Consider the following 16,090-nt stretch of genomic DNA (forward strand, 5'->3'; position numbering starts at 1 on the left):
CGATTCACGTCGCGACCCTCCTCCCGGGCGGTCGCCGATATTCCGGTTCGACGCGCTCGGTCCGAGGAGACATGGTGTTACGAGTCGTCCGGACGGTCCTCCGGCGGGACGAACGGCCCGACCGAGACGGTGTGGCGGGCGATCGTGGCGGCGCGGAGGATGTAGGACAGGAACAGGGCGAGCGGGACGGCGATGGCGGCGATCCCGAGGCTGACGACGATCGGGAGCTGTCCCGGCGCGACCGTGACGGAGCTCGTCCGGTAGACGAGCGCCACGACCACGCTGGCGAGCAGCGCGAGGAGTCCCGTGTAGGCGACGAGGCGGGAGAGCCGCGCGAAGTCCTGCTGGAGCGAGAGCGTCTTGAAGAACTGGCGCGTGATCGCGATCACCTCGATGAGGTCGTCGATCGCCTCGAGTTCGGCGTCGGCCGCGTCCGAGAGGTGGGCGTCGTACTCGTTGCGCAGGTGTTCGGTCGCGGTCAGGTTCTGGGCGTACTCGGTCCCGAGGATGACCCCGAGGATGTCGACGATGGCCGTCTCGCTCTCGACCGCCGAATCGACGTTCTCGCCGTACGCCTCGATCCCGTCGACGTAGTCCGTCACCGCCGACGGTGGGGTCCACTCGCCGTCCTCCAGGGCGGACCGGAGCCGTCGGGCCCGGTCGCGGATGGTCACCGCGACGAGCGAGAGGAACTCGGCGGGATCGTTCGGGGCGCTCGGCTCGCCGGCGAGCCGCTGGACCCGCCGTCGGAGCTCCCGTGTTCCGTCGAGCTTGTCGCGCAGTTCGTTGGGTGATCCGAACACCCGGGAGAGGATGAGCTGATTGATCGACAGGGCCACGGTCACCAGTGTCAGCGTGCCGGAGATCAGCCCGCTGGCGAAGACGGTGCTGACGGTGCTCCCGGGGCCAACGGCAACCAGGCCGGCGTAGACGAGCCCGAGGACGCAGCCGAAGACGACGGCGACGATGACGCCGGCGATGGTGATGCGGTTCCCTTCGAGGAGCAGCCAGTGAAACACCCGGTCGACGGGTCCGTCGAAGTCGCGAACCGAACTCGATGTCGAGATGTTTTCGGACATGGGTGGGGAGCGGTGGGTCCGAGGGACCGCGCGTTGGCGTCGAGGGTGGGTACGGTAGCGGCGAGTGCCGGACCGGTCTCGAAGCCACGCTCGGGCGGAGAGGGGCCAGCTACAAGGGCGCTCGGCCTGCGGGCTGGAGCCGGCTTTCGAAATCCTTTTTTTACCATGCGGCGTCGGTCCACACGCGCCGCCTTAGCTCAGCCTGGGAGAGCACTCGACTGAAGATCGGGCTGTCCCCGGTTCAAATCCGGGAGGCGGCATCATACTCACAGTTCAAATGCCTGCTAGTGATGGGTGCGCGCAATTTGTTTACTCCTCGAACCCAACCGGACTACAAAATGCGTGGAACAGATCCAGACCTCAAGGAACACGTGATCAGCGTTCTCCGCTCAGCAACTATCGATAGCGCCACGGATCGCACTATCACTGAAGTAATCAACAATGAAGACCGTGAGTGTTCGTTACTCGATGTCCAACAGGCATGTGCGGAATTAGTGGAAGAGGAGCGGATACGACGACTAGATGTAGAAAAGTTGCCTCGCTCCCGACGCTATGAACTCGTTCGAGAGGAACCCAAGAGATAGATCAAGCCGCTTGATTCTGGTCACATAGACCTTGGACTCTCCACAGACAGGCAAACCAAAGCTGGACGCCGCTCTCATCGTCAGAATTCTTCAGGACAGCGTGAGGAGATCATCCATCTCTGCGAGATTCCATAGCGACCAGTGTTCGTCGAGTTGATCTTCGAGTCCCTCAACGAACCCGCTCTTTGAGAACAGCGCGAAGCACTCCTCCCGCTCATCCGGCCCCCATCTAACGTTCCCTGCTTTTGTCTGCAGATCCTCGACGAGCGCCGTCCCGACTGGATCCGATGTCCACTTGCACTCGGCGAACAGGATCCGGTCGTCATTCGGTGCGAGCCCGACAATATCGATTTCGTCTTCTCCGTACCACCAGCGGCCGACCTCCGAGTACGGTTCGAACTCACCGCGTCGAATTCCTTCCCACACGGCTTCTTTGCACACGTCCTCGAACGTGGTGGCGACGTGCATCGGAAGGTCCGGAGCGATTGTTCCATCGTACACGATATCTGGTGCTTCCTCGATGCTGGAACGGTTCGGCTCGACATACCGGAACCAGAATCGAAGGAACTCGTCAGCGACGCGGTACCGCGACCGCTTGGACCTCTTCCCGGACGCTGTCACAGGGACTTCCCGATCGATCAGTCGAAGCTGCCGCAACGTCTGCAAATACTTCGATAACGGACCGGCATCGATTCCCGTCGCCCCTGAAATCTCGTTCGGTGTTGTGTGCCCCAGGGCAACCGCTTCGAGAATACTCATATACCGGGCGGGATTCCGGAGCTCGGTTCGGAGCAAGAACTCCGGCTCGTTGTACAGTACTGCTGACGGCGACAGCACCTGCGATCGGACGTTCTCCGCGAGCGATCGCCCGTAATCGAACAGTGTGAGGTACATTGGCGTTCCGCCGGTGATCGCGTAGGACCGAATCGCGTCTGCCGTCTCGTAGTCGATGACCTCACGGGCCTGCCGAAACGAGAACGGCCGCACGTCGAGTTGCCCCGTGCGGCGACCATACAACGGGCTCTCGTGGCCGAGTACCTCTGATTCCATTGTACTCACGCTTGACCCACAGAGAATCAGCATCGAATCGCTTTCCTGGAGTTGTTCGTCGACGAATCCCTGTACGTAGGATGGTACCGAGTCGTTCTCTGCGACGAGGTACGGGAACTCGTCGATGACGACCACAACTGCCTCGGACTGGAGTTTCTCCCCGAGGTAGTCGAAGGCCTCGTCCCACCCGTCGATCCGTGGGGTGCGATCGTCGAAGAACGCTGCAACCTGATCGATGAACTTCTCGCGCTGCCGGTGTTCGGCTTCCTGCGACGCGAGAAAGTAAATATGCGGCCGATCAGTACAGAACTCCTTCAGCAACTCGGTTTTGCCGACACGCCGACGCCCGTAGACGACGAACACGTCCGAACCGGGCGACTCAAACGCGTCTGAAAGCGCAGCAAGCTCCTCTCCCCGGTCATAGAACGTCATACTTTGAATAATGATTACTTCGATAATGACTTATGCGTTTTGGCGCGGCGCTTCAATTATGACAAGGATGCCTCGTAAGGCTGTAGACCGAGATCTTCCACCTTCTCAACGAGCTCACGGGACTTCTCAACGGGACCGAACGTCTCGTCTTGATAGATTTCGCGTAGCTCACGTTCGTACCGACGGGGCCACGGTGCCTCGACCGAGGACACTAGCACTAACCCAGCCCAGAAGATCAAATGACGACCAATGACTAAGACACTCGCTGACGAGTACCCTGAAGCTGCTCCGTACATTCAGCAGGCCGTTGATGAGCACGGCGAAGACTGGGTGTTGGCGCACTACTACGAGCAGCTCTACCCGCTCCGACAAGTGATGGCGATGCCTGAGAAGGACGAGCTCCCGTTTTACGATGAGGACGAGCACGAGATGATGACGGAAGCGGAGCGAGTGGAGATGTACCAGGCGTGGGCGCAGTACCGGGAGAATCTCCGTACCGGAACGAAGCCTGGCGAGTGACTACCCCCCGACGTTTTTCTCAGGCGTAGTCGTTGAGTGACGTATGGATTCAGATCGAACCCGTGGGAGTTTGCTGGGGTTGGCGTGTGGGGATGCGCTTGGTCGCCCGGTCGAGTTCAACTCCGCGTCGGAAATCAGTGCCGAGCACGGACGGCTTGACGAGATGGCTGGGCACGGAACGTGGAACCAGCCCGCGGGGACGATCACGGACGATACTGAGCAGGCGCTGTGCATCGCACGGAGCCTCGTCGAACAGCAGGACTTCGATCCGGCAGACATCGCTGACCGGTTCGTTGCGTGGTACGATAGCGGTCCGTTTGACATCGGTCGGATGACGATGCGGTCACTCAGCCGGCTCAAACACGGCGATGCGTGGGATGAGGCAGGTCAGTACGTCTGGGAGCAAAGCCGAGAAGGGCAAAATGCGGGGAACGGGAGTGTGATGCGGTGCCCGCCGCTCGCTATTCCGTACGCGAGTGGCTGGGATCGGCTCGCCGAGGTGAGTCGGCAGGCCTCGCAGATCACGCACGCGGATCCACGGTGTACAGAGGGCTGTGCGGTTCTGAACCTCACCGTGGCTGGCCTCCTCGAAGATGTGGACACGCCGTTGCAGGATGCCCTCGACTACGTCGGTGCAGACGCGCCTGATGAACTCGTGACGGCGCTCGAACCACTCGCACGTGGCGACTCACCCGGCACGCTGGAGACGTCAGGGTACGTTGTGCATTCGCTGCAGACGGCCCTCCACGATGGCCTCGTCTCGGACAGTGCCGAGGAAGCGATAGTGACGGCCGTGAATCGCGGCGGTGACACGGACACGATTGGCGCGATTGCGGGTGCGGTCGCTGGGGCACGGTTCGGGGCGTCACAGCTTCCGGATCGATGGCTGAATGCCATCGACGAGACCGACGAACTCGAAACGTTGGCCAAGCGACTCGTCGACGTAGCATGATGTACGTCCTGGCGTTCGACCGGGACTGGACGGTGGACGTGAATCCGCATCCACGGCGAGAAGCGGTGCCGCTTGAGTGGGTGCGGTACTGGGCACACGAAGCCGGTCATGAAGTCTGGGCGATCGGGAATCAGGACCTCGTCGAGGAAGCAGACATCCCGGGCACAGTGGAGTCAATTCGGCGGCGTGACGGGCACATCGATGCGCTCGGTGAGCAGGACGAGTACGGGTACTACGAGTGGTGGCCTGAACGTGAAGAACGCCTCCGCATTATCGCGGAATTGTTCCCGGATGCTGAGGGGTACATCGCCGTGGATGATCTCGATTTGGGGCACGTCGATAGCTGGGAGCACTACCACGCGTGGGACTTCGTCGAGTATGTCCGGCGAGGAGAACTCGGGGTTTCAGCACCGCCCTCAACTGATCTGAGTCCGGATGGCGGGTTTGAATCGGGGGACGCAGTTCGAGACGTTCTTGCTGACGGGTACGTGTTTGAGCTCACACACCGGACGGACGGTGAACGGAAGACGCATCTCGTCACGCATTTCGAACCGGATCGTCCGTCGATGACGCCGTTGAAAGGCCCGCCAGCGTTTTGGTTCGAGACTGTTGGGAACGATGAGCGGTTCTCCGTTCGTCTCCCCGAGATTGAGGCGTTGCATCCTGTCCCGTACGAGCGCCTCGCTGACCCGCTAGCGGGGGCGGCGTTCACGGCGGTTCGAAAACAGCTCGAAGATGACGCTGCGTCGGTGGGTGAGGAACTGCTCCGGACGATGCTGTCTGATGCGGCAGCGGACGCGGCGAACGTGGATCGTCGTGAAGCGCTTCGCCTGGCGATGGCTGCAGTGGAGCACTGTGACGATTTTCGAGAGGTCGCCGTCGATGTCACGTTCGACTTACTTGCTGACGAGCCGTCGGCGCTCGATCGAGCGGCGCTCAACGCACTGCATAAAGCTGCGACGGTCAACCCCACGGTGCTGAAAGATCACGTTGGTGGCCTGGCAGCCTACGCGAGTCAGAACTCTATGTACCGGGCAGCCGCGACGCATTGCTTGATGGAGTTGGCGGAAGCTGCCCCGGCGAGTGTTCTCGACGCAGTTCCCGCGTTGGAAGCGGCGGCAACGGCGGAGACGAAGGCAACACAGAGTTATGCGGTGTACGCACTCTCCTGCGTCGCGGAAGCGTATCCTGAAGAGGTGTTCCCCGCGATCGCTGTCTTGATTGAGGCAATGCAGAGTGAGGATGAGACGACGCAGACGAATGCGTTAGCGGCGCTGGGGAAGGTCGCATCGAACTATCCGAACGCTGCTGAACCCATCGTGGACGAGTTAGTGACGGTACTGGACGCTGACGCGAAACGCGTTCGGAATAATGCGGTCGGGCTGCTCGGTGACCTCGCACAGGAACATCCGGCGGTCGTGGTCGAGTATGCTGATCAGATCGCGGCCCAGCTTGCAGACAACAATATTCAGGCACGGGTGAATGCCTCGGTAGCACTTCAGCAAGCAGGTGAGGCAGATCCGGCTGCGATTCGAGCACAACAGGATCGGTTAGAGGCTGCGTTGAAGGATCCGAGTCCGGCAGTCCGGGCGAACGTGTGCTCCTTGATCGGGAACGCGCACGTGAGCGTGCCTATCGAGACGCTCGAAGAAGTGAAAGAGAACGATTCAGATGAGACAGTACGCGACCGAGCGGGATGGGCGATCTCCCGCTTGAGGTGAGACAGAGGTGGATTAAGTCTGAAGTGGTAGTGGTGTCGAGTAGGTGCCTGATTTAGATTCTATGTACGGTGAGCGGCTGAGGGGCCAACTTTCTTTAGAATACCTCTCAACGGATACCTTTATGCAGGCCTCGGATTTAGATTCTATGTGTGCTGAGCGGCTATGGAACCAACAAACGACGAAGAAATTCAACGAAAAAGCCTGTCGACACGTGAGTCACAGGCACTGTCACGGCTCGCCAGCGAGGGCCGACAGATTATCACCATTAGTGACATCGCGGATGTGCTCGATATCCCGCGGAAATCGGCAAAGGACACGGCGTATGCGCTCAAGGAGAAGGGGTGGCTTGAGCGGATTGCCCACGGGAGGTATCTGATTTTGCCACTCGCTGCGGGTGAGAACGCCGTGTACACCGAGCACGAGTTCGTGATCGCGTCCGCTCTCGTAGAGCCGATGTACATTGGGTACTGGAGTGCGCTGAATCATCACGGGCTGACAGAGCAACTGTCTCGGACGGTGTACATTGTGACGACAGAGCGCGCTCAAGAGCGTGACATCCACGGCGTGACGTATCGACCGGTGACCGTCACCGGGCAGAAATTCTTCGGGTATCAACCGACTGCAGTCGGGTCAAATCAGGTGAACATTTCGAGCATCGAGAAGACACTGGTCGACTGTGCCGACCATCCAGAGTTCTGCGGCGGTATCGGTGAGCTTGCGAAGGCAATGCAGAACGCTGTCGACACGCGATGTTCATGGGACTGTGTTGTCGAATACCTGCGACGCGTCGGGAATGGGGCGGCAACGAAACGGATCGTCTACCTTGCCGATCAGTTGGACATCACCCTGCCAGAGTACGAAGACCTCGTCGAGAACTTCACGACCGGATACCCGCTGCTTGATCCGACGAGAGCAGCGACGGGAACCAGAGACAGTACGTACCAGCTCCGTCTGAACACGACTCCCGAATCGGTTTTCCCGGATGGGGACTCATGATTACCGACGCGCAACTACGACGGGTAGCCAGAGAGCTGGGCGTTCGCCTCGGCTACGCGGAGAAAAACTACGTCAATTCGTGGATTCTGTGGGCGATCTACACGAGTTCTTACGGTGACAACCTACTGTTCAAAGGTGGAACCGCGCTCAGCAAGCTGTACTTCCCGGAGACGTGGCGCTACTCGGAAGATCTTGACTTCGGTGTCGAGGGAGAGTATCACGGAACCAAATCGGAGTTGCGAGACACATTGGAAGACGCGGCCAGAGCATCTGGTATCGATTTCGAGGTGACCAAGCACCGCGAGCTGCAGAAAGAAGCGTATCCGACGCATTACGTCGATATCGACATCCAGTACAACGCTGTGCTCGGTCACAAGAACACGACGAGTCTGGACGTGATGATCGACGAATACGTTGCGTTCGCTTCGGTAAGCCATCGCCACAGCTACGAGGATGTCCCTGGATTCGAGGTGACCGCGTACAGTCTGGAGGAGATCTTCGCGGAGAAGTTGCGGGCGCTCTATCAGCGGTCACAGGCTCGTGATTACTACGACCTGTATCGAATGATTACGGAAGCCGACATCGACGATTCGGTGATCCTTCCGGCATTTTCGCGGAAGTGTGAGCACGACGGTCTGGACATTGATCTTCGGGACGGGCTTCCCGGAGAGAAACGAGATGAGATCCGTGACGGCTGGCAGAATACGCTTCCTGATTTGGTTGCTGACCTCCCAGAGTTCGACCAGGTCTACGAAGCACTCGACGACTATGTCGATTCGCTATAGTAGCGTTTGGAAGTCTTTACTCACGGACGGGGGGAGCGTCCCCGTCCGGCGTGTGTCATCGGTTCCAAACGCTACTATAGTAGACGAATAAATGCCTGCGTGATACGCGCTATTCGTCCGTGTCAGCCTACGGTTCGAACGTTCTGACCCGGTCAATACGTAGCACCAAGGATGGTGAGATCCCGTTCTAGGTGGGGTTCGATTTTGGGACTCCGACAGTCGAGATCAAGTTGTTCGTGTTGCCAGTGTCGACCGTCCTTCCCGTTCCAGACGCCGTAGACGCTCACTTTTGGAAGCCGGATGACGCCGAACAGGATGGCGAGGTAATAGAGGAGTTCGGCTGCTTGCGTCCATGAGTCTGTGGCTTTCCGTGGGATGTCGATCGGGTAGTCGATGTGCTGTGCCGGGACGCCAGCGTCGATGCTTCGCTCAACGAACCCGTGATCGTTGCCGAGTAACACCGCTTGCTTCCTGCTGTTTTGGTTGTACTCCTTGTAGGCGGTGACAATAGCTTCATCTCCGGTATCACACTCGATGATGTCGGCTGTCCGGTTGGTTCGGAGACGGCGGTATTCGTACAGGCCGAGGAATCCTTCGCGGTTCGCGCCAGCTGGCTGGTTATCTAGGCGAGCGAATTCCTCACCGAACGCCTTCGTCAACTCGTGCGTGTTGTATTGTTTGAAGTGCCAGTCTAATTCTTCTTTGACACCCGTGGCGAGCGCGTACCCGTTGGTTGGTCGTCGATCACGGTCGTCAGTAGCTCCTGTTTCACTGTCGATCCCGAGGACTTCTGGGAGTCGCCACGCGATGATGTTCGCGTCTACACCGAGCACGACAGGGTCGTGACCGGCTTCGAGATCAGCGTAGCCGTGGCGCTGGATGAACTCCTTGACAGCGTCGTGGTTGTTGAGTGGGACGTGGCCGCTGGCGATCATCGTCCGGGTGTACGTCTCGGCGTCTGGGAGATCGTTGTCGGCAGGTTCTCCGTGCTTGGCAGGAATCGCTTCACGGTTGTCCTGGTACGTCATCGTTCCCTGCGTGAACCGGACTGTTGCTTGCCCATCGTTCTCCAGAGTGATTTGGACGAGTTCGCCGATGCCCTCGCAGGGATGTTTAACGGCGATTGATTCGACGCCCTGATGGTAGAGGGCGTTAAGAAGGACGAACTCGACCGCGACGGGTCGGTGTCGCCCCGGAGCGGCGGTATCCGGTGTGGTCACCCCTCCGTCTCCTCGTCCGCGTCGAGCCCCTCGGCCCGGAGTTCCCGGTCGCGGTCGGTCTCGACGGCGAGCTCCGGCACCGCTTGCGGTCGGCCGTCGGCATCGACGGCGACGAAGACGAAGCAGGACTCGCTCGTCCGCTCGCGCTCGCCGGTCCGGGGCTCCTGGCGGTCGACCCGGAGCCGGACTCTGACGCTCGATCGCCCGGCGTCGTACACCCACGACTCGACGACGGCCACGTCGCCGCGAGGGATGGATCGCTCGAAGTTCAGGCTCTCGACGCGGGCGGTGACGCAGGTCTCGCCCGCGAACCGCATCGCCGACATCGCGCCGATCTCGTCCATGAGCATCATCACGATGCCGCCGTGGGCCGTATCGAGGTTGTTCGTCTGGTTGGGCTGTATCCGCTCCCGATTCTCGATGTACGTCTCGGTGGGGGTCGTCACGGCACCGGGTCGGGGGCGGCCCGCCGAAAAACTACCGCGGGTCGACCGGAGCGCGTAGTCACTCCGGGGACGAACGGAGCGAGCGAGCGACCGGACCGACGTGGTCGTCGTCCGCGAGCGCGTCGAGGACCGCCTCATGCTCGTCGGCCAGCGAGTAGACCGGTCGACCCTTGCCGACCGGTGACTGGTCGCCGACGTTCTCGCGGAGCAGTCCCTCGGCTTCGAGCGCCGTGAGCGCCCTGATGATCCCCTGGCGGGTGATCCCGCCGCCGAACGGGTCCCCGTCGAGCTCCCCGGCGTGGGCCTCACAGAACTCGCGCACGTCGAACGACCGGGCCGCCGACTCCTCCCGGCCGTCGAGGTCGGCGACGGCCAGTAACACGAACCGCTGTAGCGGCGTCGTCGACTCCAGAGCCTGCATGCCCGGCCGTCGGTATCCCTCCGGCATCAATCTGCCGACGTCCGGACCAGACCCCGCAGGTCGCGTAGCGTCGAGAGCTCGTGGGTCGGCGCGACCGACAGCTCGTAGTCCGCTCGGTGGTCACGCCGGAGGAACGCCGAGTCGACGCCCGCCGCGTGGGCCGCGCGGAGGTCGGACTCGCTGTCACCCACCATCAGCGTCCGCCCGGGGTCGGCGTCGATGGCCGTCATCGCCAGGTCGAGGTAGTGCGTCCCGGGCTTCTTGCGCTCGACGCCGGCCATCGAGTGCTCGCGCCCGAAGTACGCGTCGAACGCCTCCCGCAGGTCGAGGTGGTCGAGCAGGAACTCGATCGTCTCGTGCTGGTTCGAGGAGACGATCGCCGTCCGCGCGTCGAGCGACCGGACGACGCCGAGGTCGTCGTACGGCCGCGTGCGGCCCGCACGGACCTCCTCGCGCTGTGCGAGCGACGCCTCGCGGTCGCGCCGCCGCCAGAAGGCGTCCGGGTCGAGCCCGTGACGCTCGCAGATCTCGCGGACTCGCTCGGGGTCCGCCGCACCGGAGACGGCCGCGACGTCGGCCGGCTCGGGGTCGATCCCCAGCCCCTCGAACGCCCGCCTGGCCGCCTCGCGGAACACCGGGAGCGAAGGCACCGTCACGAGGACGCCGTCGTTGTCGAAGACCACCGCGTCGTACACACGATTACCCGCGAGCGGGGTCGACTTGAACCTGCGGTCCCGCCCCGGCGGGCCGGCGTCGTTCCACGTGCCCCGTTCGGAACCCGACCGCTTACGTCGGTCCTCCGCGAGTCCCGTCCATGACCCGACCACTCGACGGGGTGTCGGTCCTCGAACTGACGACGATGATCGCCGGGCCGTACGCGGGACAGATGCTCGGCGATCTCGGGGCGGACGTGGTGAAGATCGAACGGCCGGGGGAGGGGGAACTCGCCCGCGGGCTCGACCCCCGGGTCGGCGATGAGAGCTTCTACTACCTCACCGCCAACCGGAACAAGCGGGGGCTCGCGCTCGACGTCACCGGTCCCGACGGGAGGGAGGTGTTCCTCGATCTGGCGGAGTCGGCCGACGTCGTCCTGATGAACTTCCCACCGACGTTCGCAGAGCGGTACGGCATCGACCACGAGACGGTCCGCGAGCGCAACCCCGAACTCGTCTACTGCTCGATCTCCGCGTACGGGGCGACCGGCCCCTACCGCGAGGACGCCGGCATCGACACCACCGTGCAGGCACTCAGCGGCGCGATGTCGATGACCCGCACGGGGGAGACACCACCGATGCGGACCGGTATCCCGATGAACGACGTGTTCGCCTCGCTCTACGCCGTCCAGGGGATACTGACGGCGCTGTACGACCGCCGGGACTCCGGCGAGGGCGACTTCGTCGACGTGGCGCTCCTCGATGCGGGGGTCGCCGGGCTCACGACGCGGGCGACGTACAGCTTCGCCACCGGCGAGCCCTACCCCCCGTTCGGCCGCCGACACAACTACTTCGCCCCCGAGGGGGTCTACGAGGTCGCCGACGGCGACGTTCAACTATCCGTGATAACCGACCGTCACTGGCGGCGGTTCTGTGAGGCCATCGACGAACCCGAACTCGCCGCCGACGAGCGTTTCGAGGAGGTCAACCGCCGGGTGTCGAACCAGGAGGCGCTCGACGAGCAGCTGGTCGATCTGCTTGCCGACTGGGAGGTCGACGAGCTCGTCGCCGCGCTCCGCGAGGCCGGCGTCCCCGCGGGACGGGTCAACGACACTCTCTCGGTGTGGGAGCACCCGCAGGTGCGGGCGCGGGAGATGCGCCGGACGATGGAGCACCCCGACGCCGGCGAGGTCGACACGCTCGGCTTCCCCGTCAAGTACGACCGCCTCGAACCGGGGATCGACCGCCACCCGCCGCGGCTCGGCGAGCACACCGAGGAGGTACTCGAAGCTCGGGGTTACAGCGCCGCGGAGATCGACGAACTCCGGGAGCGGGGGTCGATACGGGTGGATGGGACGGAGCAGGGCGACGACCGGTCGGGGTAGCATCCGGGCCGAGGCGTCCACCGGACGGCCCGGGAGCGACGGGCCTACCGGTCGGGCGAGCGCCCCCAGATGAACCCGGTGATGCTCTCCTTCTCGAAGTGGCAGTTGACCGCCCCGCCGGCCGCGGCCGCACAGAGCATCGCCCCGAGACCGTAGAGGGTCACCGTCTCGACTACGTAGTCGGGCGAGCCGGCCACGTTCCACCGCTCGGGATACGTACCGAAGAAGAGGACGACCGCGGCCGAGCAGAGCACCGCTCCGGCCAGCGAGACGTAGGAGTTCCGTCCGACGTCCGGGAGGGCGACCACCAGCCCGTAGAGCAGCGCTGGCAGGCCGAACCCCGCGAGGACCCCGGCGAACCGACGGTAGGTCCAGTAGTTCTCGGAGGCGTATCCGAGCGACTCGCCGGCGAGGAACAGCCCGTACCCCCCGAGGAACGCGAGGATACCGAACAGCGCCAGCGCCTGTCCGATCCGTGCGTTCCGGTAGGTGGCCGAGCGGATCGTCCCGACGAGGTCGCGATAGCAGTCGATGAGTATCTCGGCGTGGCGCTCAAAAGACATTACAAATAGATAGGTTTCGGCTTACATAATGATTTCCCACGGGGGGTCGTGCTCTCGGCGAGGCTCGCGGGCGGCGACGGACCGCCGAGACGGCGGGGTCGAGGGGCGTTCCGTCGGCGTGACGAGCCGAGGTCCCGATCAGTTCTCCCTGAGGAGCACGTCGTCGCCGTGTCGCTCGCGGAGCCGTCTGAGCTCCTCGCGGGACTCCAGTACCCGCGGGGTCGGTTCGGCGTACGCGTCGGCGAACAGGTCCTCGGGGTCGGCGTCGGGGCCGGACTCGGCGGCGTCGACGGCCTCGGCCACCCGCTCGCGGGCGAGTTCGCCCGCCGCCTCCACGCCCTCGTCGTCGAGGACACCCCGCTCCCGGAGGTAGGCCTCGAACCGGTCGAGGGGATCGCGCTCGCGCCACTCCTCGACCTCCTCCTCCTCGCGGTAGGCGTCGGGGTCGTCGGCGGTGGTGTGCGCGCCGAAGCGGTACTCGACGGTCTCCAGCAGCGTGGGTCGCGGTCGCTCCCCGTCCGGGGAACGGGCCTTCTCGGCGGCCGCCGACATCGCGGCGTACGACGCGAGCGGATCCATTCCGTCGACCTGGATCCCGTCGAAGCCGTATGCGTGGGCCTTCTCCGCGATGGTCTCGCTCGCCGTCTGCCGTTCTCGGGGGACGGAGATCGCCCACCCGTTGTTGTGACAGACGAAGACCGCGGGGACGTCGAACACGCCCGCGAAGTTCAGGCCCTCGTGGAAGTCGCCCTCGGAGGTCGCCCCGTCGCCGAAGTGACAGACGGAGATCGCCTCGTCGCCCTTGAGCTTCTGTGCCCACGCGAGGCCGGTCGCGTGGGGGATGTGCCCCGCGATGGAGATGTTGAGCGGGAAGACGTTCACCTCAGCGAGCGCCTCGTTCCCGGACTCGTGGCCCGCCCAGTACCGGATGTACTCGTGGGGGAACCCGCGGGCGATCACCGAACCGTGCTCGCGGTACTGGTAGGAGATCCAGTCCTCGGGCGAGAGGGCGTAGGTCGTGCCGATCTGCGAGCCCTCCTGTCCCGCCGACGGCGAGTAAGTCCCCATACGGCCCTGTCGCTGGAGGCTCACCATCCGCTCGTCGAAGTGCCGCGTCGTGCGCATGTCCCGATAGATCCCCAGCAGCGTCTCCTCGGACAGGTCCGGTTCGAGGTCTGGCGCGACCACCTGGCCGTCGCTGTCGAGCACCCGGACCGTATCGCCCGGGGCACGGTCGAAGAGGGAAGCGTCCATGTCCGGGTTGGCACGCCCCGCCCATATCAATCCGCCCGTCCCGGAGGCGATAGAACGGGGTCGAACCCGGCGGCCGGCACGTCGGTCACGGGGTCGCCCACCGCCCGGTCCCGTCTCGCCGGTACCGTCGGACCCCTCCGAGCGTGTCACCCGCGGCGTGCTACAGGGCGAGACCGAGTACGACGGGTGGTGGGAACGGGTCCGCGGGATCGGTCGGAGTCGTGGAGGCTCGCGGGCTCAGTCGGGGTCTGCCAGCTCGTCGCCCGAGAGGACGGTGAAATCGCCGTTCCCGCACTCGCAGTTCCCGTCCGTGCCGAGCGCTCGCCACTCGCCGTCCCTCCTGTAGAGCGGGTACGTGGCCGCGCATTCGGTACACTGTCCGAGCGCCTCCGCCTGTGAAGCCATCGGTCGAGGGAGGCTCGACGAGGGGATATCCGTATCGTGAGCAGTGCGCACAGTGCTCACCCGCCCGAGGCTCTCACGTGGTCCCGCTACGCGCCGGAGGGTCCGGCGTTACCAGTCGTACTCCGTGTTCAGGACCATCTCGACCTCGTCGGGCGAGAACTCGGCGCGAACCGCGTCCACGAGTGGCTCGGCTCCGACCACGACACGACCCTCCGAGACGGCCGCCCAGTCCGAGGCCCCGTCGGCCACCGTCTTCAGCACGCCGCCGGCCTCCCGGACGAGGACGACACCCGCAGCCATGTCCCACGGCGCGAGCGCGGTGAGCACGCCCACGTCGGACCAGCCCGACGCCACCCAGCTCTCGGTCATCACCGCGCTCCCGACCTGCTGTGCGCCCTCGGTCAGCCGCGCGACCGCCGGGTAGATCCGTTCCCGACCCTTCCCGGTCACGATGGGGTACGACCGACCCAGATCCCGCTCGTCGGACACCGACAGCCGCTCGGCCCCGCGGTACGCGCCACGCCCCGCGACCGCGTAGAATAGGTAGTCCAGTTCCGGCATGTACCACACCCCGACCGTCGGCTCGTCGGCCTCCACCAGCGCGACGGCACACCCATACAGCGGCTGTTGGTACGAGAAGTTCCGCGTGCCGTCGATCGGATCGACGACCCAGTAGGTGTCCTCGCCCTCGATGTCACCGCCGTACTCCTCCCCGAAGACCGGGTTATCGGAGCCGTCCCGGAGGTGCTCGCGGACGATGGATTCGGCCTCCCGGTCGGCCGCAGTCACGATCGAGTCGTTCCCCTTCCGCTCGCTCGGCGTCGTCGTCTTGACCGATGCGGCCCGCTCCCCGGCCTCCTTCGCGGCGCGAACCGCCAGTTCGAGGCGGGAGTCGGATATCTGAAGGTCGCTCATACCCCGGAGAGCTCCAGATACGCCAAAGTCCTTCCCGTTGCGGTGGGTCGTCGGGCTCCGCCCGCGGTGGCCGCCCCGGGGAGTCAAAGCACGTCGAGCACCCGGGCCAGGGATCGGAGAGTCCGTCCCCTGCTCGGTGCGCCCTCGATTCGACACCGCCTCCGATCCATCACCGGGCGAGGACCTCGACGCGGACCGTCGATCGTCGACCTCGGCCGCTCGTTCGTCACGTGTGTCGGACGATGTGGACGTCGTAGCCGGGATCCTCCGAGACCGGTGAGCCGACGCTGGTGATGGGCGTCGAGACGCGCCCCGCGTTCTCCGAGCCGACGAACACGATCGAGGCGTCGATCTCGTGGGCGACCTGACGGATGGTCCGGGCGACGTCGAGCGGGGTCGCCGCCATCTCGCCGGCGTCGGTCGGCGTCTCGCGGCGGAACGTGGCGTCGGGTGCCACCTCCCTGACGCTCGCCTCGAGCCGTTCGGCGATCGCGTCCGGGTCGTACGGCTCGTCCCCGTCGATCCAGCCGCGCCCGCGGGCGAACCGCTCGTCGTCGGTGACGACCGAGAGGACGACCAGCGGCTCGTCGGTCAGTTCGGCGAACTCGGTCGCCCGGCGCAGCGCCGCCGTCGCCAGCTCGGATCCGTCGAACGGGACCAGTATGACCATGCGGCCCGTACGTCGTCCGGGCGTATAGTTCCCGCCGCCG

General features: G+C 64.1%; 17 protein-coding genes and 1 tRNA gene. 7 read left to right on the forward strand and 11 right to left on the reverse strand.

The window, feature by feature from the left end; genetic code table 11:
• Positions 1-77: 77 nt before the first annotated feature.
• Entirely contained in the window at positions 78-1,079 is a 1,002-nt protein-coding gene (locus WDJ58_RS19945) for a hypothetical protein (protein ID WP_338915061.1), read from the reverse strand.
• A gap of 186 nt (positions 1,080-1,265) precedes the next feature.
• Here WDJ58_RS19945 and WDJ58_RS19950 point away from each other — a divergent pair.
• Positions 1,266-1,339: transfer RNA gene (locus WDJ58_RS19950), tRNA-Phe, on the forward strand.
• A gap of 414 nt (positions 1,340-1,753) precedes the next feature.
• Here the strand turns inward: WDJ58_RS19950 and WDJ58_RS19955 are convergent.
• Positions 1,754-3,145 carry an ATP-binding protein gene (locus WDJ58_RS19955; RefSeq protein ID WP_338915062.1) on the reverse strand — a complete coding sequence of 464 codons (1,392 nt, stop codon included), beginning with the start codon at positions 3,143-3,145 and terminating at the stop codon, positions 1,754-1,756.
• A 249-nt stretch (positions 3,146-3,394) separates the two neighbouring features.
• Here WDJ58_RS19955 and WDJ58_RS19960 point away from each other — a divergent pair, with 249 nt between their 5' ends.
• The 5 genes from WDJ58_RS19960 (at position 3,395) to WDJ58_RS19980 (ending at position 8,118) form a co-directional block, all read left to right on the forward strand.
• A complete protein-coding gene (locus WDJ58_RS19960) occupies positions 3,395-3,664 on the forward strand; it encodes a hypothetical protein (protein ID WP_338915063.1) in 270 nt (89 codons plus the stop codon).
• Positions 3,665-3,707: 43 nt separating this feature from the next.
• Positions 3,708-4,616: an ADP-ribosylglycohydrolase family protein gene (locus tag WDJ58_RS19965; protein ID WP_338915064.1), complete on the forward strand. Its 909-nt coding sequence runs from the start codon at positions 3,708-3,710 to the stop codon at positions 4,614-4,616.
• The gene (locus tag WDJ58_RS19970) at positions 4,613-6,337 is read left to right on the forward strand and encodes a HEAT repeat domain-containing protein (RefSeq protein ID WP_338915065.1); all 1,725 of its coding nucleotides are present in this window, start codon (positions 4,613-4,615) and stop codon (positions 6,335-6,337) included. Before WDJ58_RS19965 ends, WDJ58_RS19970 begins: the two co-directional genes overlap by 4 nt.
• A gap of 162 nt (positions 6,338-6,499) precedes the next feature.
• Positions 6,500-7,333 (forward strand): type IV toxin-antitoxin system AbiEi family antitoxin domain-containing protein, encoded by an 834-nt coding sequence (locus WDJ58_RS19975; RefSeq protein WP_338915066.1) that lies wholly within the window; start codon positions 6,500-6,502, stop codon positions 7,331-7,333.
• Positions 7,330-8,118, forward strand: a complete 789-nt coding sequence (locus WDJ58_RS19980) for a nucleotidyl transferase AbiEii/AbiGii toxin family protein (RefSeq protein ID WP_338915067.1) — start codon at positions 7,330-7,332, stop codon at positions 8,116-8,118. The genes WDJ58_RS19975 and WDJ58_RS19980 overlap by 4 nt, the downstream gene beginning before the upstream one ends.
• A gap of 152 nt (positions 8,119-8,270) precedes the next feature.
• Here WDJ58_RS19980 and WDJ58_RS19985 read toward each other — a convergent pair whose 3' ends face one another.
• Genes WDJ58_RS19985 through WDJ58_RS20000 form a run of 4 tightly spaced genes read right to left on the reverse strand, consistent with a single transcriptional unit; the run spans position 8,271 to position 10,900 of the window.
• Complete coding sequence (locus tag WDJ58_RS19985) at positions 8,271-9,338, reverse strand: hypothetical protein (protein ID WP_338915068.1); 1,068 nt, start codon at positions 9,336-9,338, stop codon at positions 8,271-8,273.
• On the reverse strand, positions 9,335-9,784 hold the full coding sequence (locus tag WDJ58_RS19990) for an acyl-CoA thioesterase (RefSeq protein ID WP_338915069.1): 450 nt from the start codon (positions 9,782-9,784) through the stop codon (positions 9,335-9,337). Before WDJ58_RS19990 ends, WDJ58_RS19985 begins: the two co-directional genes overlap by 4 nt.
• A 58-nt stretch (positions 9,785-9,842) precedes the next feature.
• Entirely contained in the window at positions 9,843-10,205 is a 363-nt protein-coding gene (locus WDJ58_RS19995) for a hypothetical protein (RefSeq protein ID WP_338915070.1), read from the reverse strand.
• Positions 10,206-10,231: 26 nt separating this feature from the next.
• Positions 10,232-10,900: an HAD family hydrolase gene (locus WDJ58_RS20000; RefSeq protein WP_338915071.1), complete on the reverse strand. Its 669-nt coding sequence runs from the start codon at positions 10,898-10,900 to the stop codon at positions 10,232-10,234.
• 119 nt (positions 10,901-11,019) lie between these two features.
• Between WDJ58_RS20000 and WDJ58_RS20005 the strand changes: the two genes are divergently transcribed.
• A complete protein-coding gene (locus WDJ58_RS20005) occupies positions 11,020-12,243 on the forward strand; it encodes a CaiB/BaiF CoA transferase family protein (protein ID WP_338915072.1) in 1,224 nt (407 codons plus the stop codon).
• A 44-nt stretch (positions 12,244-12,287) separates the two neighbouring features.
• Here WDJ58_RS20005 and WDJ58_RS20010 read toward each other — a convergent pair whose 3' ends face one another.
• The 5 genes from WDJ58_RS20010 to WDJ58_RS20030 all read right to left on the reverse strand — a co-directional run bounded on the left by WDJ58_RS20010 (position 12,288) and on the right by WDJ58_RS20030 (position 16,050).
• Positions 12,288-12,806, reverse strand: a complete 519-nt coding sequence (locus WDJ58_RS20010) for a DUF7139 domain-containing protein (RefSeq protein WP_338915073.1) — start codon at positions 12,804-12,806, stop codon at positions 12,288-12,290.
• Between the two features lie 138 nt (positions 12,807-12,944).
• Positions 12,945-14,060: a pyruvate dehydrogenase (acetyl-transferring) E1 component subunit alpha gene (gene pdhA, locus WDJ58_RS20015; RefSeq protein ID WP_338915074.1), complete on the reverse strand. Its 1,116-nt coding sequence runs from the start codon at positions 14,058-14,060 to the stop codon at positions 12,945-12,947.
• Positions 14,061-14,297: 237 nt separating this feature from the next.
• Positions 14,298-14,465 (reverse strand): hypothetical protein, encoded by a 168-nt coding sequence (locus WDJ58_RS20020; RefSeq protein ID WP_338915075.1) that lies wholly within the window; start codon positions 14,463-14,465, stop codon positions 14,298-14,300.
• Positions 14,466-14,573: 108 nt separating this feature from the next.
• Positions 14,574-15,380: an inositol monophosphatase family protein gene (locus tag WDJ58_RS20025; protein WP_338915076.1), complete on the reverse strand. Its 807-nt coding sequence runs from the start codon at positions 15,378-15,380 to the stop codon at positions 14,574-14,576.
• Positions 15,381-15,606: 226 nt separating this feature from the next.
• Positions 15,607-16,050, reverse strand: coding sequence for a universal stress protein (locus WDJ58_RS20030; protein ID WP_338915077.1), 444 nt, complete (start codon positions 16,048-16,050; stop codon positions 15,607-15,609).
• Positions 16,051-16,090: the final 40 nt, after the last annotated feature.

The organism is Salinirubellus litoreus (assembly GCF_037335815.1).
Classification (GTDB): Archaea; Halobacteriota; Halobacteria; order Halobacteriales; family Haloarculaceae; genus Salinirubellus; species Salinirubellus litoreus.

Bases quoted from the DNA above. Each gene is read 5' to 3' on its own strand.
- WDJ58_RS19975 (WP_338915066.1), top strand. From the start codon at position 6,500: ATGGAACCAACAAACGACGAAGAAATTCAACGAAAAAGCCTGTCGACA.
- WDJ58_RS20020 (WP_338915075.1), bottom strand. From the start codon at position 14,465: ATGGCTTCACAGGCGGAGGCGCTCGGACAGTGTACCGAATGCGCGGCC.
- WDJ58_RS20005 (WP_338915072.1), top strand. From the start codon at position 11,020: ATGACCCGACCACTCGACGGGGTGTCGGTCCTCGAACTGACGACGATG.
- WDJ58_RS19965 (WP_338915064.1), top strand. From the start codon at position 3,708: ATGGATTCAGATCGAACCCGTGGGAGTTTGCTGGGGTTGGCGTGTGGG.
- WDJ58_RS20010 (WP_338915073.1), bottom strand. From the start codon at position 12,806: ATGTCTTTTGAGCGCCACGCCGAGATACTCATCGACTGCTATCGCGAC.
- WDJ58_RS19995 (WP_338915070.1), bottom strand. From the start codon at position 10,205: ATGCAGGCTCTGGAGTCGACGACGCCGCTACAGCGGTTCGTGTTACTG.
- WDJ58_RS19955 (WP_338915062.1), bottom strand. From the start codon at position 3,145: ATGACGTTCTATGACCGGGGAGAGGAGCTTGCTGCGCTTTCAGACGCG.
- WDJ58_RS19980 (WP_338915067.1), top strand. From the start codon at position 7,330: ATGATTACCGACGCGCAACTACGACGGGTAGCCAGAGAGCTGGGCGTT.
- WDJ58_RS20025 (WP_338915076.1), bottom strand. From the start codon at position 15,380: ATGAGCGACCTTCAGATATCCGACTCCCGCCTCGAACTGGCGGTTCGC.
- WDJ58_RS19960 (WP_338915063.1), top strand. From the start codon at position 3,395: ATGACTAAGACACTCGCTGACGAGTACCCTGAAGCTGCTCCGTACATT.
- WDJ58_RS20030 (WP_338915077.1), bottom strand. From the start codon at position 16,050: ATGGTCATACTGGTCCCGTTCGACGGATCCGAGCTGGCGACGGCGGCG.
- WDJ58_RS19970 (WP_338915065.1), top strand. From the start codon at position 4,613: ATGATGTACGTCCTGGCGTTCGACCGGGACTGGACGGTGGACGTGAAT.
- WDJ58_RS19945 (WP_338915061.1), bottom strand. From the start codon at position 1,079: ATGTCCGAAAACATCTCGACATCGAGTTCGGTTCGCGACTTCGACGGA.
- pdhA (WP_338915074.1), bottom strand. From the start codon at position 14,060: ATGGACGCTTCCCTCTTCGACCGTGCCCCGGGCGATACGGTCCGGGTG.